The organism is Pantoea sp. C1E2, from assembly GCF_056491465.1.
Window position 1 is genome coordinate 1,772,313 of record NZ_JBSZHT010000002.1, and the last position, 22,226, is coordinate 1,794,538.

The 22,226-nt window shown below is 54.6% G+C and carries 16 protein-coding genes; 8 read left to right on the top strand and 8 right to left on the bottom strand.

Annotation, left to right across the window (positions count from 1 at the left end; genetic code table 11):
• Nucleotides 1-4: 4 nt before the first annotated feature.
• From mukF to ACXI0A_RS08555, 6 genes are all read left to right on the top strand, one after another.
• Nucleotides 5-1,327, top strand: coding sequence for a chromosome partition protein MukF (gene mukF / locus ACXI0A_RS08530; RefSeq protein ID WP_224929529.1), 1,323 nt, complete (start codon nt 5-7; stop codon nt 1,325-1,327).
• Entirely contained in the window at nt 1,308-2,042 is a 735-nt protein-coding gene (gene mukE, locus ACXI0A_RS08535) for a chromosome partition protein MukE (RefSeq protein ID WP_476149379.1), read from the top strand. Before mukF ends, mukE begins: the two co-directional genes overlap by 20 nt.
• Nucleotides 2,039-6,505 carry a chromosome partition protein MukB gene (mukB, locus tag ACXI0A_RS08540; RefSeq protein ID WP_476149377.1) on the top strand — a complete coding sequence of 1,489 codons (4,467 nt, stop codon included), beginning with the start codon at nt 2,039-2,041 and terminating at the stop codon, nt 6,503-6,505. Before mukE ends, mukB begins: the two co-directional genes overlap by 4 nt.
• Nucleotides 6,506-6,661: 156 nt before the next feature.
• Entirely contained in the window at nt 6,662-8,476 is a 1,815-nt protein-coding gene (gene ldtD, locus ACXI0A_RS08545; protein WP_476149376.1) for a L,D-transpeptidase, read from the top strand.
• A 188-nt stretch (nt 8,477-8,664) separates the two neighbouring features.
• Entirely contained in the window at nt 8,665-9,216 is a 552-nt protein-coding gene (mepK, locus tag ACXI0A_RS08550; protein WP_034820522.1) for a peptidoglycan L,D-endopeptidase MepK, read from the top strand.
• A 36-nt stretch (nt 9,217-9,252) separates the two neighbouring features.
• Nucleotides 9,253-9,882: an MBL fold metallo-hydrolase gene (locus ACXI0A_RS08555; protein ID WP_224929517.1), complete on the top strand. Its 630-nt coding sequence runs from the start codon at nt 9,253-9,255 to the stop codon at nt 9,880-9,882.
• Nucleotides 9,883-9,924: 42 nt separating this feature from the next.
• On the opposite strand, the gene ACXI0A_RS08560 is transcribed toward ACXI0A_RS08555, so the two are convergent.
• The 4 genes from ACXI0A_RS08560 to pncB form a co-directional block, all read right to left on the bottom strand.
• A complete protein-coding gene (locus tag ACXI0A_RS08560; protein WP_476149374.1) occupies nt 9,925-11,115 on the bottom strand; it encodes an aromatic amino acid transaminase in 1,191 nt (396 codons plus the stop codon).
• 199 nt (nt 11,116-11,314) lie between these two features.
• The gene (gene ompF / locus ACXI0A_RS08565) at nt 11,315-12,442 is read right to left on the bottom strand and encodes a porin OmpF (RefSeq protein ID WP_476149373.1); all 1,128 of its coding nucleotides are present in this window, start codon (nt 12,440-12,442) and stop codon (nt 11,315-11,317) included.
• A 300-nt stretch (nt 12,443-12,742) separates the two neighbouring features.
• Nucleotides 12,743-14,143 (bottom strand): asparagine--tRNA ligase, encoded by a 1,401-nt coding sequence (asnS, locus tag ACXI0A_RS08570; RefSeq protein ID WP_476149371.1) that lies wholly within the window; start codon nt 14,141-14,143, stop codon nt 12,743-12,745.
• A 149-nt stretch (nt 14,144-14,292) separates the two neighbouring features.
• Complete coding sequence (gene pncB, locus ACXI0A_RS08575) at nt 14,293-15,498, bottom strand: nicotinate phosphoribosyltransferase (protein ID WP_476151111.1); 1,206 nt, start codon at nt 15,496-15,498, stop codon at nt 14,293-14,295.
• A 244-nt stretch (nt 15,499-15,742) separates the two neighbouring features.
• Here pncB and pepN point away from each other — a divergent pair, with 244 nt between their 5' ends.
• Both pepN and ACXI0A_RS08585 read left to right on the top strand, forming a co-directional pair.
• On the top strand, nt 15,743-18,358 hold the full coding sequence (gene pepN / locus ACXI0A_RS08580) for an aminopeptidase N (RefSeq protein ID WP_476149369.1): 2,616 nt from the start codon (nt 15,743-15,745) through the stop codon (nt 18,356-18,358).
• A gap of 38 nt (nt 18,359-18,396) precedes the next feature.
• The gene (locus ACXI0A_RS08585) at nt 18,397-18,519 is read left to right on the top strand and encodes a hypothetical protein (protein WP_476149367.1); all 123 of its coding nucleotides are present in this window, start codon (nt 18,397-18,399) and stop codon (nt 18,517-18,519) included.
• On the opposite strand, the gene ssuB is transcribed toward ACXI0A_RS08585, so the two are convergent.
• Genes ssuB through ACXI0A_RS08605 form a run of 4 tightly spaced genes read right to left on the bottom strand, consistent with a single transcriptional unit; the run spans nt 18,516 to nt 22,219 of the window.
• Nucleotides 18,516-19,307: an aliphatic sulfonates ABC transporter ATP-binding protein gene (gene ssuB, locus ACXI0A_RS08590; protein WP_476149366.1), complete on the bottom strand. Its 792-nt coding sequence runs from the start codon at nt 19,305-19,307 to the stop codon at nt 18,516-18,518. The genes ACXI0A_RS08585 and ssuB overlap by 4 nt on opposite strands.
• Nucleotides 19,304-20,092 carry an aliphatic sulfonate ABC transporter permease SsuC gene (ssuC, locus tag ACXI0A_RS08595; RefSeq protein ID WP_224929502.1) on the bottom strand — a complete coding sequence of 263 codons (789 nt, stop codon included), beginning with the start codon at nt 20,090-20,092 and terminating at the stop codon, nt 19,304-19,306. Before ssuC ends, ssuB begins: the two co-directional genes overlap by 4 nt.
• A 10-nt stretch (nt 20,093-20,102) precedes the next feature.
• Nucleotides 20,103-21,248 carry an FMNH2-dependent alkanesulfonate monooxygenase gene (ssuD, locus tag ACXI0A_RS08600; protein ID WP_224929499.1) on the bottom strand — a complete coding sequence of 382 codons (1,146 nt, stop codon included), beginning with the start codon at nt 21,246-21,248 and terminating at the stop codon, nt 20,103-20,105.
• Nucleotides 21,249-21,259: 11 nt separating this feature from the next.
• Entirely contained in the window at nt 21,260-22,219 is a 960-nt protein-coding gene (locus ACXI0A_RS08605; protein ID WP_476149363.1) for an aliphatic sulfonate ABC transporter substrate-binding protein, read from the bottom strand.
• Nucleotides 22,220-22,226: the final 7 nt, after the last annotated feature.

Here is a 22,226-nt window from a genome sequence, read left to right on the forward strand (position 1 = left end):
AACTATGAGCGAATTTTCCCAGACGGTCCCCGAATTGGTGGCATGGGCGCGCAAGAATGACTTTTCACTTGCGTTGCCGGTAGAGCGTCTGGCCTTTTTGCTGGCTATCGCCACCCTCAACGGTGAGCGCATGGACGGTGAGATGAGTGAAGGTGAACTGATCGATGCCTTTCGTCATGTCAGTAAGGCGTTTGAACAAACCCACGAAACCGTTCAGGTGCGTGCCAATAACGCCATCAATGACATGGTGCGTCAGCGCCTGCTTAACCGTTTTACCAGCGAGCTAACCGAAGGCCATGCGATTTATCGCCTGACGCCGCTCGCCATCGGCATTACCGATTACTACATCCGTCAGCGTGAATTTTCCACGTTGCGCCTGTCGATGCAGCTGTCGATCGTGGCGCAGGAGTTGAAGCGCGCTGCAGACGCCGCCGAAGAAGACGGTGATGAATTCCACTGGCATCGCAACGTTTTTGCCCCGCTGAAGTATTCGGTGGCGGAGATTTTCGACAGCATCGATATGACCCAGCGCCTGATGGATGAGCAGCAGCAAGCGGTGAAGACCGATATTGCCGACCTGCTGAATAAGGATTGGCGTGCGGCAATCTCCAGCTGTGAGCTGCTGCTGTCTGAAACGTCCGGCACGTTGCGCGAGTTGCAGGATACGCTGGAAGCGGCAGGTGATAAATTACAGGCCAACCTGTTACGCATCCAGGATGCCACGCTGAGCAGCCCTGATCTGGGTTTTGTCGATAAGCTGGTGTTTGACCTGCAAAACAAACTGGATCGCATCATCAGTTGGGGCCAGCAGGCTATCGATCTGTGGATTGGCTACGATCGCCACGTCCATAAATTCATTCGTACCGCCATCGACATGGATAAAAACCGCGTATTTGCGCAGCGTTTACGCCTGTCGGTGCAGAACTACTTTGACCAACCCTGGGCGCTAACGTACGCCAATGCCGACCGTCTTTACGATATGCGCGATGAAGAGATGACGCTGCGTAATGATGAGGTGATGGGCGAACTGCCGCCAGAGATGGAGTATGAAGAGTTCAATGAGATTCGTGAGCAACTTGCCGCGATGATCGAAGAAGCATTACAGATTTATAAGCAGGAGCAAAAGCCGCTCCATCTCGCTACGGTAATGCGCGATTACCTGTCGCAATACCCGCGTGCACGACACTTTGATCTGGCGAGAATCGTCATCGATCAAGCCGTGCGGCTCGGTGTGGCGGAAGCTGATTTAGCCGGTCTGCCCTCGCAGTGGCAGGCCATTAATGATTACGGAGCCAAGGTGCAGGCACATGTCATCGACAAATATTGAACAAGTGATGCCCGTCAAACTGGCGTTGGCACTGGCAAATCCGATTTTTCCGGCGCTGGATAGTCAGTTACGCGCGGGACGACATATTGGTATCGAAGAGCTGGATAATCACGCTTTTCTGATGGACTACCAAGAGTACCTGGAAGAATTTTACGCTCGCTATAACGTTGAGCTGATGCGCGCGCCGGAAGGTTTCTTTTATTTGCGTCCGCGTTCCACCACCTTGATTCCACGCTCGGTTCTGTCTGAGCTGGACATGATGGTGGGTAAAATCCTTTGTTATCTCTATCTCAGCCCAGAGCGTCTGGCCAACGAAGGGATTTTCACCCAGCAGGAGCTTTACGATGAACTGCTGTCGCTGGCTGATGAAAGTAAATTGCTCAAGCTGGTGAATCAGCGTTCAACCGGTTCTGATGTGGACCGCGCCAAGCTGCAGGAAAAAATGCGTGCGTCACTCAGTCGCCTGCGCCGTTTAGGCATGGTGTGGTACATGGGCAACGACAGCAGCAAGTTCCGCATTATGGAATCGGTATTCCGCTTCGGCGCGGATGTGCGAAGTGGTGACGATGCCCGTGAAGCACAGCTGCGTTTGATCCGCGATGGTGAAGCGATGACGCTAGAAACTAAGCCCGCAGCTAATGAAAGTGATGAGGCGGATAATGACAATGACGCTGAAAGCGATGCGAGTGATAACGCGGAGGATGAACAGGAATGATTGAACGCGGTAAATTTCGTTCGCTAACGCTGATCAACTGGAACGGCTTCTTTGCGCGTACCTTTGATCTTGATGAGTTGGTGACCACACTTTCCGGTGGTAACGGTGCCGGTAAATCCACCACCATGGCGGCTTTCGTCACGGCGTTGATCCCCGATTTAACCCTGCTGCACTTCCGTAACACCACGGAAGCGGGCGCGACGTCTGGCTCACGCGACAAAGGCCTGCACGGCAAGCTGCGCGCGGGCGTCTGTTATGCGGTGCTGGATGTGGTCAACTCTCGCCATCAGCGTGTGGTGGTCGGCGTACGTCTGCAACAGGTTGCAGGACGCGACAAGAAAGTCGATATCAAACCTTTCAGTATTCATGGCCTGCCGACCGATTCGCTGCCGACGGATATGCTGACCGAGATCTTTAACAGCCGTCAGGCGCGCGTGTTACCGCTGGCGGAAGTGAAAGAACGCGTTGAAGCGCAGGAAGGCGTGCAGTTCCGCCAGTACAACTCGGTCACTGATTATCACGCCGTCCTGTTTGAGCTGGGCGTGGTGCCGCGTCGTCTGCGTACCGCCAGCGATCGCAGTAAGTTCTATCGCCTGATTGAAGCTTCGCTGTACGGCGGTATCTCCAGCGCCATTACCCGTTCACTGCGCGATTACCTGTTGCCGGAAAACGGCGGCGTGCGTAAAGCCTTCCAGGATATGGAAGCGGCGCTGCGTGAAAACCGCATGACGCTGGAAGCGATTCGCGTCACGCAGTCCGATCGCGACCTGTTCAAGCATTTGATCTCAGAAGCCACCAGCTATGTGTCGGCAGATTATATGCGTCACGCCAACGAGCGCCGCATTCATCTCGACGGCTCGCTGCAACTGCGTAATGAACTGTTCACCAGTCGTAACCAGCTGGCTTCCGAGCAGTATCGTCACATCGAAATGGCGCGTGAACTTTCTGAGCACAACGGTGCTGAAAGCGATCTGGAAACCGATTATCAGGGCGCCAGTGACCATTTGAATCTGGTCCAGACGGCCATGCGTCAGCAGGAGAAGATCGAGCGTTACGATGCCGATCTCGAAGAGCTGACCTATCGTCTGGAAGAGCAGAACGAAGTGGTGGCGGAAGCTCGTGAAGTGCAGGAAGAGAACGAAGCGCGATCTGAAGCCGCTGAAATTGAAGTCGATGAGCTGAAAAGCCAGTTAGCCGATTTCCAGCAGGCGCTCGATGTGCAGCAGACCCGTGCCATCCAATATCAGCAGGCGCTGCAGGCGTTGGAAAAAGCGCGTGCGCAGTGTCAGTTGCCGGATCTCACCATCGCTAACGCCGCCGAATGGCAGGAAACCTTCCAGGCACGCGAAGAAGAATCCACTGAGCAACTTTTGCGTCTGGAACAGAAACTGAGTGTGGCCGAAGCGGCGCATAGCCAGTTTGACCAGGCATTAGCGCTGGTGACCAGCATCGCTGGAGAAGTGAGCCGTCAGGATGCATGGCAGGTAGGACGCAACTTACTGCGTGATGCCGCTAACCAGCGCCATCATGCCGATCAACTCTCCTCACTGCGTCTGCGTCTCAATGAACTGGAAACCCGCCTGCGCGAGCAGCACGAGGCCGAACGTCTGTTGGCTGATTTCTGCAAACGTCAGGGTCAGCAATACGATGCCGACGCGCTGGAAGGGCTGCAGCGTGAGCTGGAAGCGCAGATTGAACAGCTGAACGAAAGCGTGTCCGATGCCGGTGAGCGTCGCATGCTGATGCGCCAGGAACTGGAACAACTGCGTGAACGTATTACTGCGCTGACGGCGCGTGCACCGCATTGGCTGGCCGCACAGGAAATCCTGACGCAGCTCAGCGAGCAGACCGGGCAGGAGCTGACCAACAGCCAGCAGATCACTGAGTTCATGCAGCAGTTGCTGGAACGTGAGCGCGAAACCACCGTTGAACGTGACAATGTGGCGGCCCGTAAACGTGAAGTTGAGCAGCAGATCGAGCGTTTAAGTCAACCTGGCGGCGCGGAAGATGCACGGCTGACGCAACTGGCAGAACGTTTTGGCGGCGTGCTGCTGTCTGAAATCTATGATGACGTCACGCTGGATGACGCACCGTACTTCTCGGCGCTGTATGGTCCATCACGCCACGCTATCGTCGTACCGGATTTATCATTAGTACGTGACCTGCTGGATGGCCTTGATGATTGCCCGGAAGATCTCTATCTGATTGAAGGGGATCCGCAGGCGTTTGATGACAGCGTCTTCAGCGTCGATGAGCTGGAAAATGCCGTGGTGGTGAAAGTGGCTGAGCGCCAGTGGCGCTACTCCCGCTTCCCGAAAGTGCCGCTGTTTGGCCGTGCCGCGCGTGAAAACCAGTTGGAACTGCTCAATAATGAACGCGACCAGCTGGCAGAGCGTTTTGCCACCTTGTCGTTTGATGTGCAGAAAACCCAGCGTTTGCATCAATCCTTCAGCCGCTTTATCGGCAGTCACTTAGCGGTGGCCTTTGATGAAGATCCGGAAGCGCTGATCCGTCAGTTGAACAGCCGCCGTGGCGAGCTGGAGCGTGGTCTGGCTCAGCATGAAAACGATAACCAGCAGCAGCGTGCGCAGTTTGAACAGGCGAAAGAGGGCGTTAGCCAGCTGAACCGCTTATTGCCGCGTGTGAATTTGCTGTTGGATGATTCCCTTGGCGATCGCTGTGAAGAGATTCGTGAACGTGTTGAAGAAGCACAGGAAGCTGCACGTTTCCTGCATCAGCATGGCGCGAAAATCAGCAAGCTGGAGCCGCTGGTGTCGGTGTTGCAGAGCGATCCTCAGCAGCACGATCAGCTGGAACGCGATTACCAGCAAGCGCAGCAGCAACAGCGTGATGCGCGTCAGCAGGCCTTTGCGCTGACCGAAGTGGTGCAGCGTCGCGCCCACTTCAGCTATGAAGATTCTGCCGGCATGCTGACGGGCAATAGCGATCTGAATGAGAAACTGCGTCAGCGTCTGGAGCAAGCGGAAGGCGAACGCAGCCGTGCGCGTGAACGTCTGCGCGAACATCAGGCGCAGTTGACGCAATATTCACAAGTGCTGGCGTCACTGAAAAGTTCCTATGACGCCAAGCGCGACATGCTGAAAGAGTTGCAGCAGGAGATGCAGGATATCGGCGTGCATGCCGATGCCAGCGCCGAAGAGCGCGCGCGTGCACGACGCGATGAACTCTATACCGCATTAAGCCATAACCGTGCCCGTCGTAATCAGCTGGAGAAACAGCTGACGTTCTGCGAAGCCGAAATGGACAGCCTGCAGAAGAAACTGCGTAAGCTGGAGCGGGATTATCATCAGATCCGTGAGCAAGTGGTCAGCGCCAAAGCGGGCTGGTGCACCGTGCTGCGTCTGGTGAAAGAGAACGGCATGGAGCGTCGACTGCATCGTCGTGAGATGGCCTATCTTGGCGGAGACGAGCTGCGTTCAATGTCGGATAAGGCATTGGGTGCATTGCGTCTGGCGGTGGCGGATAACGAACATCTGCGAGATGTGCTGCGCATGTCGGAAGATCCAAAACGTCCTGAGCGCAAAGTGCAGTTCTTTATCGCGGTGTATCAGCATCTGCGCGAGCGTATTCGTCAGGACATCATTCGTACTGACGATCCGGTTGAAGCCATCGAACAGATGGAAATTGAGCTGAATCGTCTGACGGAAGAGCTGACTGCTCGCGAGCAGACGCTGGCCATCAGTTCACGCAGTGCGGCGAATATTATTCGCAAAACCATTCAGCGTGAACAGAACCGTATTCGTCAGCTGAACCAAGGCTTGCAGGCCGTGAGCTTTGGTCAGGTGCGCAGTGTGCGTCTTAACGTCAATGTTCGTGAGGCGCACTCCACGCTGCTCGATACCTTGTCGGAACAGCATGAAGCGCATCAGGATCTGTTTACCAGTAACCGTCTGACCTTCTCCGAAGCGCTGGCGAAACTGTATCAGCGCCTTAATCCGCAAATCGATATGGGACAGCGCACCCCGCAAACCATCGGCGAAGAGCTGCTCGACTACCGCAACTATCTGGAGATGGAAGTGGAAGTCAACCGTGGCTCTGACGGCTGGCTGCGCGCAGAGAGTGGCGCATTGTCGACCGGTGAAGCGATCGGTACTGGTATGTCGATTTTGGTGATGGTGGTGCAGAGCTGGGAAGAGGAATCACGTCGTCTGCGTGGCAAAGATATTTCGCCATGCCGACTGCTGTTCCTGGATGAAGCAGCGCGTCTTGATGCCCGATCTATCGCCACCTTGTTCGAGCTGTGTGAGCGTCTGGAAATGCAGCTGGTGATCGCGGCACCAGAAAACATCAGCCCGGAAAAAGGCACCACTTACAAACTGGTACGTAAAGTGTTTAACAACACGGAACACGTGCATGTGGTCGGTCTGCGTGGTTTCTCGGCGGACCCTGCACCAGCGAAACGTGAGACCAGCGATATCGATTTAGAAACAGAAAATACCTGACGCTGAATCTGGTTAAAAAACAGCGCACCGTTTAATCTGTAAGCGGCATCTGCACACTCAGGCAGATGCCGTTTTTTATTTGTATACTCAACAATAAGAGTAAGGCTGTACACGGCGATAACAGGGCGCTGTGTCTTAGGTGAGAAGGGGGCAGGGATGTGGCTGAATAAAAGAAGCAGAATGAATCGTGCGGTATTCGCACTCAGTGTTTCACTGGTATTGTCGCCGCTGGCCACCAGCCATGCCGCGATTATTGCCGCATTACCCGGAACGTCGCATAGCGCCATGTCTGTGGCGGCGAGTCAGCATCAGATTCAGCAGGCTTTTAGCCCCAGTCAGCAACCTTTCTATTTACCCGGATTAGCCGGCATCTACGCCGCGCGTAATATGGCGCCACTTTGGCAAGATCAGCTAGCGGTGCAGGCTTTCCAGCAGCAGCTGGCAGAAGTCGCGCTCTCTGGCGTACAGCCACAGTTTACCCGCTGGGTTGAATTACTCACCAATCCCAATGTTACTGGCATGGCGCGCGACATCGTGCTGAGCGATGCCATGCTAGGCTACCTGCAGTTTGTCGCCAATGTACCGACCCAGGGCGAAACCTGGCTGTACAGTAATGTGCCTTACAAGCTGACGATGCCGGGCGTTGCCGCCATTAACCAGTGGCAGAATGCGGTGAACGGTGGCGGCAGCCGCGCGTTTGTTGTGTCGCTGGCGCCTCAGCATCCCCAATATGCACCCATGCACAGTGCGCTCAAGGCACTGCTGACCGATAACCGTCCGTGGCCGCAGCTGCGCGACAGCGGTACGCTGCGGCCAGGCCAGATCAGCAATGATGTACCTGCGCTCAAAGAGATTTTGCAGCGCACCGGCATGCTGACTGCTGCGACGCACAGCAGCACACCGACCCCAGCTGATGACGCGGTTCCGACAGCACCTGTGCCGGTCAGCCAGAGCAACCAGCCGATTGCGGTGAGCCCATCGGCGGCCAGCGTCAATGACTTATCCGCGCAGGCACCTGCGCCAACCGGCAACGTGGTGGCGAGTTCGACGCCAGCTGGTGACAATGTTTATGATGCCGCGCTGGTGGAAGGGGTCAAACGCTTCCAGCACTGGCAAGGCTTAGCGGATGATGGCGCAATTGGCCCCCGCACGCGTGAGTGGCTGAATGTGTCACCGCAAATGCGAGCGTCGCTACTGGCGCTCAATATCCAGCGCCTGCGTCTGCTGCCGGATGATATGCACAACGGCATCATGGTGAACATTCCTAACTATTCACTCACCTATTACAACAACGGCGCCACCATTCTTTCATCACGGGTGATTGTCGGTCGTCCCGATCGTAAAACCCCACTGATGCGCAGTGCGCTGAATAATGTGGTGCTGAATCCACCGTGGAATGTGCCCACCACGCTGGTGCGTCAGGATATCGTGCCGAAGGTGAAACAAGATCCCGGATATCTGTATAAGCACGGCTATACCTTGCTGTCGGGCTGGAGTGCGGATGCGGAAGTCATCGATCCTTCAATGATCGACTGGCATATGGTGTCGGCAGCCAGTTTCCCGTATCGCATTCGTCAGGCGCCAGGTGCGATGAACTCGCTGGGGCGTTATAAGTTCAACATGCCGAGTTCAGATGCCATCTACCTGCACGACACGCCGAACCACGGCCTGTTCCAGCGTGATATTCGTGCATTGAGTTCAGGATGTGTGCGCGTAAACAAGGCTTCTGAACTTGCCGATCTGCTGCTGCAGGATGTGGGCTGGAATGACAGCCGGATCACCGACACGTTGAAACAGGGCGACACACGCTACGTGCCGATTCGCCACCGTATCCCGGTGAATCTCTATTATTTAACCGCGTGGGTCGCTGCGGATGGGCAGCCGCAGTATCGTACAGATATTTACAATTATGATAACCCTGCGCGCTCCGGCAGCCAGGTGTTGTCAAAAGCAGGAAAACTTCTCCTCTAGTCATTGATTTGCCAGTTTTAGCCTCTCCTTGAAAATACCAGGACCCGTCGCAAAATTTCGATTTTGCGCGGGTTTTGACCATTCTGTGACATGTTGCGGGTTGACTGACCTTAAGGCTGCGGTTACTGTTCGGCCTTGTGTACTTTTTACACATTTTTTTATCGCTTTAGATTAGGTAACCCCGCTACATGGCTAATTTTGATTCTCAACGTCGTCGATTGCTCCTAATTGGAGGCGCAGCGGCAGGTTTGTCTCTGCTTCCTGGTTCAGCGCTGGCTTCGCTTTCCACCTCGCGCCCCCGAGTATTGACGCTTAATAACCTTCACACCGGTGAAACCCTTAAAACGGAGTTTTTTAACGGCAAGAGTTATGACAAGGATGAGTTAGCCCGCTTAAATCACTTTTTCCGCGATTACCGCGCCAATCAGGTGAAACATATCGACCCACACCTGTTTGATCAGCTCTATCGTTTACAGATGGTGCTGAACACCCGCAAACCGGTGCAGCTGATCTCAGGCTACCGCACGCTAGCAACCAACAATATGTTGCGTGAGTCGGGCCCTGGCGTGGCAAAACACAGTTATCACACCAAAGGACAGGCGATGGATTTCCATATCGAGGGAATTTCATTGAGCAATGTTCGCAAAGCGGCGTTATCTATGCGCGCCGGTGGTGTAGGATATTACCCGCGCAGCAACTTCGTACACATAGATACCGGGCCTGCAAGGCACTGGTCCTGATACCGGCAGCGCTGCGTGTGTCGGTCATGGAGCGCTATGAATTATCACATTATTCCGGTTACGGCCTTTTCTCAAAACTGCTCGGTCATCTGGGATGACGAAACCCAGCAGGCGGCGCTGGTTGATCCCGGCGGTGATGCCGAGACCCTTATTGCCGTATTGGCCGAGCGGGGATTAACCCCTGCGCAAATTCTGCTGACACATGGCCATCTGGATCATGTGGGGGCTGCTGCGGAACTCGCCGCACACTATCAGATTCCCATTGTTGGCCCACATAAGCTGGATGCGTTCTGGCTGGATAATCTGCCGACGCAAAGCCGCATGTTTGGCCTGCCGGAATGCGCGCCACTGGCGCCGGACCGTTGGCTGGAAGAGGGTGAAACGGTTCAGGTTGGGAATGTCACGCTGGAAGTGCTGCTTTGCCCTGGCCACACGCCGGGACACATTGTGTTCTTCGATCGTGCGGGACGTTTATTGATATCAGGCGATGTGATTTTCAATGGCGGTGTCGGACGTACCGATTTTCCGCAGGGGAGCCACAGTGATTTAATCGCTGCGATCCACACTAAGCTATTGCCGTTGGGTGATGACGTGACTTTTGTACCGGGCCACGGTCCGATTTCCACCTTGGGTCGCGAACGTATCAGCAATCCTTTCCTGCAATAAAAAATGGGCCATTAAGGCCCATTTCTCATTCTGCTGGCTGGCTTAGAGCACAGCGACAATCGCTTCACACAGCGCAGACATGTTGTCTGGCGTCATCCCAGCCACGTTCACACGACCAGAATTAACTGCATACACGCCGAACTCGTCACGCATACGCACCACCTGATCTTTGGTCAGGCCGCTAAACGAGAACATGCCATTCTGCTTGATGATAAAACTGAAGTCCTGTTTCGCGCCTTTATCCGCCAGGGTGTTCACAAACAGCTGACGCATGCGCTGGATGCGCTGACGCATGTCCGTTAGCTCCTGCACCCAGATGGTACGCAGGGCGTCGTTACCGAGGATGGTGGCCACCACAGAGGCGCCGTGCGACGGTGGGTTAGAGTAGTTAGCACGGATGCTGTACTTCACCTGACTAAAGGCGGTTTTTGCCACATCGCTATTGGCGGCAACCAGCGTCAGTGCACCTACGCGCTCGTTGTACAGGCCAAAGTTTTTCGAGTACGAGCTGGCAACAATCAATTCCTGATGCGAGGCCGCGAAAATACGCAGACCTTCAGCATCTTCATCCAGACCGCGTGCGAAGCCCTGATAGGCGAAGTCGAACAGTGGCAGCCACCCTTTTTCCTGGGACAGCTTCGCCAACTGTTGCCACTGGTCTGCTGAAGGATCGACGCCAGTAGGGTTATGGCAGCAGCCGTGGAACAGAACCACGTCACCAGCTTTGGCTTCCTGCAACGACGCAACCATACCGTCAAAATCCAGGCTGTGATTGGCCGCATCGTAATACTGGTAGTCACAGACTTCCAGACCCGCAGCGTTGAATACATTTTTGTGGTTCGGCCAGCTTGGATTGCTCACCCACACGCGCTTCACATTGGTCTGCGTTGCGAGGAAATCCGCGGCGACGCGCAGTGCACCGGTGCCACCTGGGGTTTGTGCTGTGCACGCGCGGCCCGCTGAAATTAGCGCGCTCTCTTTGCCGAACAGCAATTCCTGAGTGCAGCGAGCAAAATCGGCCAGGCCATCAATGCTCAGGTAATTTTTGGTGGTTTCATTTTCCAGCAGATACTGCTCAGCTTTTTTAACACTGGTAAGCACCGGCGTTTTACCGGTTTCGTCTTTATAGACACCAATGCCAAGGTTGATTTTATTCGGGCGGTCGTCGGCGCGAAACAGGTCAGCCAGTCCCAGAATAGGATCGGCGGGTGCGGCAGAGATCGATTCAAACATGAGTCAGTTCCGTTTGGGTGAACTTTAGCAAAATGAGCTATCAGGGTAACGTCAGATGATACGCTTGCCAACCGCTGACATAAAAAAGAAATAAGCCGCGTGTATAAAGTAGTGGCGCTAATTGAGAGGCCGATCACTGAAACGCAAAACGGAGCCCGAAGGCTCCGTTTTTAGGCGATACACATATCTAATCGAGAGATTAGAACTGGTATACCAGACCAACAGCAACTACGTCGTCGGTAGCCAGACCCAGTGGGTTGTTGTCATCCAACTGGTTGATTTTGTAATCAACGTAGGTAGCCATGTTTTTGTTGAAGTAGTAGGTTGCGCCCACATCGATGTATTTAACCAGGTCAGCATCGCCGATACCTTCGATGTCTTTGCCTTTAGACTGGACATAAGCGATGGATGGACGCAGACCGAAGTCGAACTGGTACTGAGCAACAACTTCAAAGTTCTGAGCTTTGTTAGCAAAACCAGCAACAGATGTGTTGGTACCTGCGATGTTTACTGTGCCAGAGATAGGCGTTGAGTTACGGGTTTCACCGTACATAGCAGCAAGGTAGATGTTGTTTGCATCATACTTGATAGCAGTTGCCCAGTTTTCAGCACGTTTACCAGCGCCTACACCAGTTCCAATTGCTTCGCCTTCGCTGTAAACAGTACCTGCAGCCTGAGCGTTAGTACGATCGCTGCTGCTATAAGCTCCAGCAAAACCTAAACCGATTGGCGAAGTGTAAGAAGTTGACAGACCATAGCCGTCACCGTTTGCACGGCGGGTATCGTCACGGTCATTTTTACCCTGGTACTGTGCTGCGAAGTTCCAACCATCAACTAAACCGAAGAAGTTGGTGTTACGGTAGGTCAGCAGACCGGTGCTACGACCGTTCATGAAGTTATCTGAGTAACCAGAGTCACCACCGAATTCTGGCAGAACGTCAGTCCAGCCAATTGCGTCGTATACAACGCCGTAGTTACGGCCGTAGTCGATTGAACCGGCATCGCCGAATTTCAGACCCGCGAAGCCCAGACGGGTTTTGTTACCGTCTTGCGCGTCAGAACCTTCAGAGTTGTTCGCCTGAACGTTGTATTCCCACTGGCCGTAACCGGTCAGCTGGTCGTTAATCTGGGTTTCACCCTTGAAGCCGAAGCGAACATAAGTCTGGTCACCGTCATCACCAGAGTTATCAGAGAAGTAATGCAGACCAACAGCTTTACCGTACAGATCCAGTTTGTTGCCGTCTTTGTTATAGATTTCTGCTGCGTTTGCTGCGCCTGCAGCTAACAGAGCAGGGATAACCACTGCAAGAATGTTGCGCTTCATCATTTTTTATTACCCTCATTGGAGTTATTTGGACATCTGCCACTGCCGTCAAGAAACCTTTACGGGAACCTTGAAAGAAGTTTGATGTCTCCTGTGTCTGCACGCATCTTTCCATCACAGGGTTGCTATTTCTAGCCCGAAAATGATTCAAATCTCGCAATTACGTATCAAAAAGCAATTATGTATTACAATTTGTAAAATATCGGGAACTTTGTGAGAGAACTCTAAATTTACAAAAATAAAAAAAGGCCGGCAGTGCCGACCTCGTTATATATATGAATTACTTATATTTAATCGCGAATTTTAGAAATTAGCGTTACGTGGAGTACGTGGGAAGGGGATAACATCCCTTACATTTTGTACGCCGGTGACATAGGCGATTAATCGTTCGAAACCTAATCCGAAGCCAGCATGTGGCACGGTGCCGTAACGACGCAGGTCACGATACCACCAGTAATCTTCTTTATTCAGGCCCATTTCTGCCAGACGTGCATCCAACACATCCAGACGTTCTTCACGCTGTGAACCACCGATGATTTCACCAATACCCGGCGCCAGTACGTCCATCGCCGCTACGGTTTTGCCATCTTCGTTCATGCGCATATAGAACGCTTTGATGTCTTTCGGATAGTTCTTCACCACCACCGGCGCTTTAAAGTGTTTCTCAGCCAGATAACGTTCGTGCTCCGATGAGAGATCAACGCCCCAGGCAACCGGGTTTTCGAAGGTTTGACCGCTCTTCAACAGAATATCGACCGCATCGGTGTAGTCCACCTGGGCGAAATCGGTAGTGACAAAACGTTCTAAGCGCGCAATCGCATCTTTGTCTACGCGTTCAGCAAAGAACGCCATATCGTCAGCACGCTCTTCAAGCACCGCTTTAAACACATACTTCAGCATGGCCTCAGCCAGTGCAGCAGCGTCATCAAGGTTGGCGAAGGCAACTTCCGGCTCCAGCATCCAGAATTCCGCTAAGTGGCGGCTGGTGTTGGAGTTTTCTGCACGGAAGGTCGGGCCAAAGGTATAAACTTTTGACAACGCACAGGCATAAGTTTCGGCGTTCAACTGACCCGAAACGGTCAGGAAAGCTTCTTTACCAAAGAAGTCTTTGTCGTAATCGACTTTGCCCTGTGGATCGCGCGGCAGGTTTTCCATGTCCAGCGTAGAGACGCGGAACATCTCGCCCGCGCCTTCCGTATCGGAAGCGGTGATCAGCGGGGTGGAAACCCAGAAGTAACCATTCTCGTGGAAGAAGCGATGCAGCGCCTGCGCCAGAGTATGACGTGTACGCGCCACGGCACCGACCAGGTTGGTGCGCGGACGCAGGTGCGCCACTTCACGCAGGTATTCGATACTGTGGCGTTTTGCCGCCATCGGATAGGTATCCGGATCGTCCACCCAGCCCGTGACTTCCACGTTGGTCGCTTGCAATTCGAATGCCTGGCCTTCGCCCGGTGATTCCACCACTTTACCGGTGACAATCACTGAACAGCCGGTGGTCAGACGCAGTACTTCATCCTGATAATTATTCAGAGAATTATTGACGACGGCCTGAACGGGATTAAAGCAGGAACCGTCATAAACGGCGATAAAGGAAAGACCGGCTTTGGAATCTCTTCGGGTACGCACCCAACCACGTACGGTGACTTCACTGTCAACCGCGACACGGCCGTGCAGTACATCCGCTACAGGCACTACGCTCATAAATATCTCTCTATATATAGAAGTGGATAAAAGCCCCATTTCGGGGTTTTGCTATGTTACTTGCGAGCCAACAGGAAACAAGCAATTTTGCAGGGGAAAAGGGGAGATTTGTTGGGAAAGTGCAGGGTGCGAACACCCTGCATCAAGGATTAACTGGCTCTTTTTACCAGAGGCAGGTCGAATGCCTTGCGCAGGGCGCGCACGAAGGCTTTGTCCTGACAGATGGTTTTACCCGGACTGTCCGACAGTTTCGCCACCGGTTTGCCATTGCAGCTCACCAGTTTTATCACGATGTTAAGTGGCGTTACGCCAGGAATGTCGCAGGTCAGGCGCGTGCCAATGCCGAATACCACGTTAGCGCGTTGGCCGAAGTGGCGATACAGTGCCAGCGCCTTATCCAGATTGAGGTTGTCTGAGAACACCAGCGTTTTGCTTTTAGGATCAATATCCAGGCGCTGATAGTGCGCAATCGCCTTTTCACCCCATTCCACCGGATCCCCCGAATCATGGCGCAACCCCTGATAGCGGTGAGCGAAGCCCGGACCAAAATCGCGCAGGAAGGCATCCATGGTGATGCAGTCTGTCAACGCGATACCGAGTTGATCATCATACTCATCCAGCCAGGATTGCAGCGCCGCGCGTTGGCTATTCGCCAGCACCGGGCTGATTTGTTGATGCGCCTGGAACCATTCGTGTGCCTGAGTGCCCACCGGGTTCAGCTGTAAGCGCCGCGCCAAATCGTAGTTACTGGTGCCCACCAGCCAAGGAAACTCCGCTTTAAGGGTGGCAACAATCGTCTCCTGCACAGTTTTGGAGTAACGACGACGCGTGCCGAAATCCATCAGCTGGAAGCGTGACATATCGAGATCGCCAACCTGCTCACGGAATGCCACCAGCTTTTGCTGCAGATGGGTCACGGCTTGCCCGACGCCGACATCCGGAGTGCGATGGCGATGCACCACTTCACTGATCAGCGCCAGCAGCGGCACTTCCCACAAAATCACTTCGCGCCAGGGTCCGCTGATCTGCAGGGTCAGACGGCCATTATCATTGCGCACCTTGACCTGAGAGGGATCAAAGCGGAATTGGCGCAGCCAGTTGAGGTAATCGGATTCAAAGAAAGGTAAGCCGCTGAGATAGTGATATTCGTTGTCGCTCAGGGCAAGGGAAGGCAGCGTATCGAGTTGCGCACGAATCTCATCGGCATACTGGCCGAGCAATTCATCGCCGCGACAGCGAAATTCTGCCGTAACCGGGACATCGTAATAACGATGATAAACGGCCTGCTGCATGTGAAGCTTATACGCATCGGTATCAAGCAGCGTGGTCAAAATCGGGGAAGCATGTCCAGTCATGGTGCGTTTCAGCATCCTCTTCCGCGGAGCAGAGCCCGGTGTCAACAAAGTCATAAAGACGCAGGAGTATAAAACAGTAATGTCCACGATCACACCATAATTGCGGGTGGCAGATCGAGGGTCATTTGTGCCATTGTTAATGAATTGTAGCCTTTTGCACGAAGGCACGCATTGTGCGTGGCAACGAAGGCACAACCCGCTTAGACTTTGACGGGTCAACATATTAACGATGCGAGAAGGACTTATGACGCAACAGCCGCAAATCAAATATCGCCACGACTACCGTGCGCCGGATTACACCATCACCGATATCGACCTGACTTTTGACCTTGACGCCGCCAGCACGCGCGTGACGGCGGTAAGCCAGGTGAAGCGTCTCGGTGCTGCGGATGCCGAACTGCGTCTGGATGGCGAAGACCTCACGCTGGTCTCGCTGGCGGTGGATGGCCATCCGTGGTCACATTATCGTGAAGAAGAGGGTGCGCTGGTCATTAGCCAACTGCCCGACAACTTTACCCTGACCATAATTAATGACATCCATCCGGATACCAACACCGCGCTGGAAGGGTTGTACAAGTCGGGTGATGCGCTCTGTACGCAGTGTGAAGCTGAAGGCTTCCGCCATATCACCTGGTATCTGGATCGTCCGGACGTGCTGGCGCGCTTCACCACCACCATTATTGCTGACGCAGCGAAATATCCGTTCCTGCTCTCCAACGGTAACAAACTAGAGAGCGGTACTCATGAAGATGGCCGTCACTGGGTGAAGTGGCAGGATCCGTTCCCGAAACCCTGCTACCTGTTTGCGCTGGTAGCAGGTGATTTCGACGTGCTGCGCGACAGCTTTACCACCCGTTCCGGTCGTGATGTGGCGCTGGAGATCTTCGTCGATCGTGGCAATCTCGATCGTGCCGACTGGGCGATGACCTCGCTGAAAGCCAGTATGAAGTGGGATGAAGAGCGTTTTAACCTCGAATACGATCTCGACATCTTTATGATCGTCGCGGTGGATTTCTTCAATATGGGCGCGATGGAGAACAAAGGGCTTAACGTCTTTAACTCCAAATATGTGCTGGCCAAAGCCGAAACCGCCACCGATAAAGATTATCTCGGCATTGAGGCGGTGATTGGTCACGAGTACTTCCATAACTGGACCGGTAACCGCGTCACCTGCCGCGACTGGTTCCAGCTTAGCCTGAAAGAGGGCTTAACCGTGTTCCGCGACCAGGAGTTCAGCTCTGACCTCGGCTCGCGTGCGGTTAACCGCATCGACAACGTACGCGTGATGCGCGGCGCGCAGTTTGCCGAAGATGCCAGCCCAATGGCGCACCCGATCCGCCCGGATCAGGTGATCGAGATGAACAACTTCTACACCCTGACCGTTTATGAAAAGGGTTCTGAAGTGATTCGCATGTTGCATACCCTGCTCGGTGAAGCCAATTTCCAGAAAGGCATGCAGCTCTACTTCGAGCGTCATGATGGCAGCGCGGCCACCTGTGACGATTTTGTGCAGGCAATGGAAGATGCCTCCAACGTTGATTTGTCACAGTTCCGTCGCTGGTACAGCCAGGCGGGTACGCCCGTCATCACCGTGCGCGATGACTACAACCCGGAGCTGGAGCAGTATACGCTGCACGTCACTCAGCACACCCCGCCAACTTCTGAACAGAAAGAGAAGTTGCCGCTGCATATCCCACTGGATATCGAGCTGTATGACAATGAAGGCAAGGTGATTCCGCTGCAGCACAACGGCCATCCTGTGCATCACGTGCTGAATATCACAGAAGAGGTCCAGACCTTTATTTTCGACAATGTCCATTTCCAGCCGGTGCCTTCGCTGCTGCGTGAATTCTCGGCGCCGGTGAAGCTCGACTATAAATGGAGCGATGCACAGCTCACCTTCCTGATGCGCCACGCCCGCAACGATTTCTCCCGTTGGGATGCCGCGCAAAGTCTGCTGGCGACCTACATCCGTCTGAACGTCGCGCGCCATCAGCAAGGGCAACCGCTGTCGCTGCCGTTGCACGTAGCGGATGCCTTCCGCGCGGTGTTGCTGGAAGAGCAGGGCGATCCGGCGTTAACCGCGCTGATTTTGTCGCTGCCTGGCGAGAATGAAATCGCGGAGCTGTTCGAGGTCATCGATCCACAGGCGATTTCCGCCGTACGCGCGGCACTGGTGCATGCGCTGGCAACCGAACTGAGTGATGAACTGTATGCGGTGTATCTGGCGAATCAGAGTCACGAATACAAGGTTGAGCATGCGGAAATCGGCAAGCGTGCATTGAAAAATGTCTGCCTGAGCTATCTGGCGTTCGCCGATGTGGATCAAGCGGATAAGCTGGTGCAGGCGCAGTATCATCACTCTAACAACATGACGGATGCGCTGGCCGCGCTCTCGGCAGCCGTGGCAGCGCAGTTGCCGTGCCGTGAAGCCTTGCTGGCCGCCTATGATGAGCGCTGGCATCAGGATGGTCTGGTGATGGACAAATGGTTTGTGTTGCAAGCCACCAGCCCGGCGGACAATGCGCTGAGCAAAGTTCGTGAACTGCTCAACCACCGTTCCTTTACCATGGGCAACCCGAACCGTATCCGCTCGCTGATTGGTGCTTTTGCCGCGGGTAACCCTGCGGCGTTCCACGCCAAAGATGGCAGCGGCTATCAGTTCCTGGTAGAAATGCTGACCGATCTCAACACGCGTAATCCACAAGTGGCGGCGCGCATGATCGAGCCACTGATTCGTCTGAAACGTTACGATGCCGATCGCCAGGCGTTGATGCGCAAGGCGCTGGAAACCCTTAAAGGGCTGGATAAGCTGTCGGGCGATCTGTACGAGAAGATCACCAAAGCGTTGAACGCCTGATAAGGTAAAAGCCGCATCACAATGGTGCGGCTTTTTTATTGAACTCACTGCCACTTCCTCTGGTCGCCCGGAGTGACAGTGGCAATATCGACTTCGACTTCGACTTCGACTTCGACTTCGACTTCGACTTTGACTTCGACTTCGACTTCGACTTCGATTAACGCTGCTGGGCGAATTTCAGCGGCTGCTCTGTCGCACTGCGCTTCATCACGCGATCCAACACCTCCGCCTCCAACTCCGCCAGACGCGCCGATCCGCGCCGACGTGGTCGCGCGAGATCCACAGTTAAATCCAGCCCAATTTGTCCCTCTTCAATCAGCAACACGCGATCGGCCATCGCCACCGCTTCACTGACATCGTGAGTGACCAGCAGCACCGTGAAGTTATGCTGCTGCCATAACGATTCAATCAGCCCCTGCATCTCAATTCTCGTCAGTGCATCCAGCGCACCCAGAGGTTCATCCAGCAGCAACAAACCGGGACGATGAATCAACGCGCGGGCGAGCGCCACACGCTGCTTTTGCCCACCCGACAAAGCAGCTGGCCACTCATTGGCGCGATCGGCTAAACCGACCGCCTCCAGAGCTTCCAGCGCGGCAGCACGCCATTCACGACCTTTCAAACCCAGGCCAACGTTATCGATAACTTTTTTCCACGGCAGCAGACGCGCATCCTGGAACATTAAACGCGTGTCCTCGCGTGCTTGCTCTAACGGCGCAGTGCCTGCCAGCAACTCTCCACGCGAAGTAGATTCCAGTCCCGCCAGCAGGCGCAGCAGGGTACTTTTACCGCATCCGCTGCGACCTACCACGGCAACAAACTGGCCGGCCGGGATATGCAGATTGATATTATTGAGGATGGTACGGTCGCCATACTGTTTGCTGACGCCGTTAACACCGACCGGGGTGCCGCTGTTAAGACGCGACGGGCTCAAAGTTGCGTTGCTCATGCGTTCTCCTTCAATTGATAAGCCGGATGCCAGCGCAGCCATACGCGCTCCAGCAGTTGAGCGGCGACATCGGCCAGTTTGCCGAGCAGCGCATAGAGAATGATGGCGACCACCACCACATCGGTTTGCAGAAATTCACGAGCGTTCATCGCCAGATAACCAATGCCGGAGTTGGCCGAGATGGTTTCAGCCACAATCAGCGTCAGCCACATCAGACCGAGGGCAAAGCGCACGCCCACCATGATCGAAGGCAGCGCACCTGGCAGAATCACCTGAATAAACAGACTCCAGCCAGAAAGGCCATAGCTGCGCGCCATCTCAACCAATCCACGGTCAATATTGCGGATGCCGTGATAGGTGTTGAGGTAAATCGGGAATAAAGTGCCGAGTGCCACCAGGAAAATCTTGGCTGATTCATCGATGCCGAACCACAGAATCACCAGCGGAATCAGTGCCAGGTGCGGCACGTTGCGCAGCATCTGCACCGAAGTATCCAGCAGGCGTTCTCCCACACGTGAGGTGCCGGTGATTAAGCCGAGCACCAGACCAATCGATCCGCCAATGGCAAAACCAATCGCCGCGCGCCAGCCACTGATGGCGAGGTTTTGCCACAGTTCGCCACTCACTGTCAGTTTCCAAAAGGTAATGATGATGTTTTCGGGTGACGGCAGAATGCGCGTTGAAAGCCAACCCATCTGTGAAGCCAGTTGCCACACGGCAACCAGTAGCACCGGTAAAGCCCAGGGCAGCAGGGCATTACTCAGCTGTTTTTGAAACTTTGCCATCCTGAACTCCTTAACTCTGTGACACTTTTTGCGGCGTGAAATCGTTCGCTACCGCTTCTCCGTGCGCTTGCACCACGCGAGGCTTGGGTACTTCCGGAATCGCCAAATCGAGATGCGGGAACAGCAGTTCGCCCACACGATAGGCTTCTTCAAGATGCGGGTAGCCTGAAAGAATAAAGGTCTCGATTCCGAGGTCGCTGTACTCCTGCATACGCGCCGCTACGGTTGGACCATCGCCCACCAGTGCCGTACCGGCACCACCACGTACCAGACCCACGCCTGCCCACAAGTTCGGGCTGATCTCAAGCTTGTCACGGCGGCCACCGTGCAGCGCGGCCATGCGTTGTTGTCCAACGGAATCGGTACGGGCAAAGGCTGCCTGCGCTTTGGCAATGGTGGCATCATCAAGATGGGCAATCAGTCGATCGGCGGCCTGCCATGCTTCGGCATTGGTTTCACGCACAATCACGTGCAGACGAATGCCGAAACGCACTTTACGGCCCTGTGCCGCCGCTTTAGCGCGCACTTTTTCAATCTTCTCTTTGACTAACGCTGGCGGTTCGCCCCAGGTGAGATAAACATCGACCTGTTCAGCAGCGAGATCCTGCGCGGCATCCGATGAACCACCAAACCACAGCGGTGGGCGTGGCTGTTGCACCGGTTTGAACATCAGACGCGCACCACGCACTTTGACGTGCTTACCGTCGTAGTCCACGGTTTCACCTTCAGTGACGCGACGCCACACCCGGGTGAATTCCGCTGATTCTTCATAACGCTCGCGATGATCGAGGAACACGCCATCGCCCGCCAGCTCTTCAGGATCGCCACCGGTCACAAGGTTAAACAGGGCGCGCCCGTTGGACAGACGATCCAGCGTCGCGGCCTGACGCGCTGCCTGCGTAGGTGAGATCACACCCGGACGTAGCGCCACGAGGAAGCGTAAACGCTGTGTCACCGGAATCAGCGACGCCGCCACCAGCCACGCATCTTCGCAGGAGCGGCCAGTGGGGATCAGTACGCCGCCGAAGCCAAGGCGATCGGCTGCCTGTGCAATTTGCTGCAGATAACCATGATCGACGGGACGTGAACCTTCGGCGGTGCCAAGATAGTGCCCATCACCGTGGGTTGGGAGAAACCAGAATACGGATACGCTCATGATTGAATTCCTTAAGGCTGGGCGGACTGTGGATGCCAGATGCGGTCAGTGATATTCACTTTTACCGGCATCAAATGATTGGCATAAAACAGATCGGCTGTTTGCTGTTGGGCCTGCGCGGTGTGTGCGCTGACCGGCGTAATGGTGGTGGGTGGACGATGGTCGAGATAGCTGGCAATCACCGGCTTAGGTAAGCCCATCGCCTGCGCTAACAGATCAATACTTTGGTCGCGTTGGCTATGAGTGAGCGCATCGGCATCACTAAAGGTCTGCAACACTTGCTGGACAAACGGGCCATGGGCTTCGGCATATTTGCGCGTGGCTAAATAGAATGAGCCGGTTTGATTGAGTTTGCTGCCATCGACCAGTACGCGCACGTTGCCTTGCAACAGTGCGGCAGAGTAATAGGGGTCCCAAATCGCCCAGGCATCGACATCGCCCTGCTGGAAAGCGGCTCGCGCATCGGCAGGAGTCAGATAAGTGGGTTGAATGTCTTTAAAGCTCAGACCCGCCTGCTCCAGCGCGCGCAGCAGCAAGTTGTGTGAACTGGAGCCTTTCTGAAAGGCCACTTTATGGCCTTTCAAATCAGCCACGCTGTGAATCGGGCTGTCTTTAGGCACCAGAATCACCTCAGCCTGAGGTTTCGGTGGCTCGGAACCGACATACAACAGATCCGCGCCTGCGGCCTGCGCAAACAGCGGCGGGATATCACCGGTGCTGCCCAAATCAATGCTATCGACATTCAGCGCTTCCAGCATTTGCGGGCCCGCGGGGAATTCAATCCATCTGATCTGTGTATGCGGGAAACGCTGTTCCAGCATCTGGTGAGATTTCGCTAACACCATGCTCACCGATCCTTTTTGATAACCCACACGCAACTGAGCCGGGGCATCAGCGGCAACGGCGTTGGCACTCAGGGCAAATAGCGCAGCAAAGGCTGGCAGCAGTAAACCCGTAAACATCCTTTTCATGATTCTT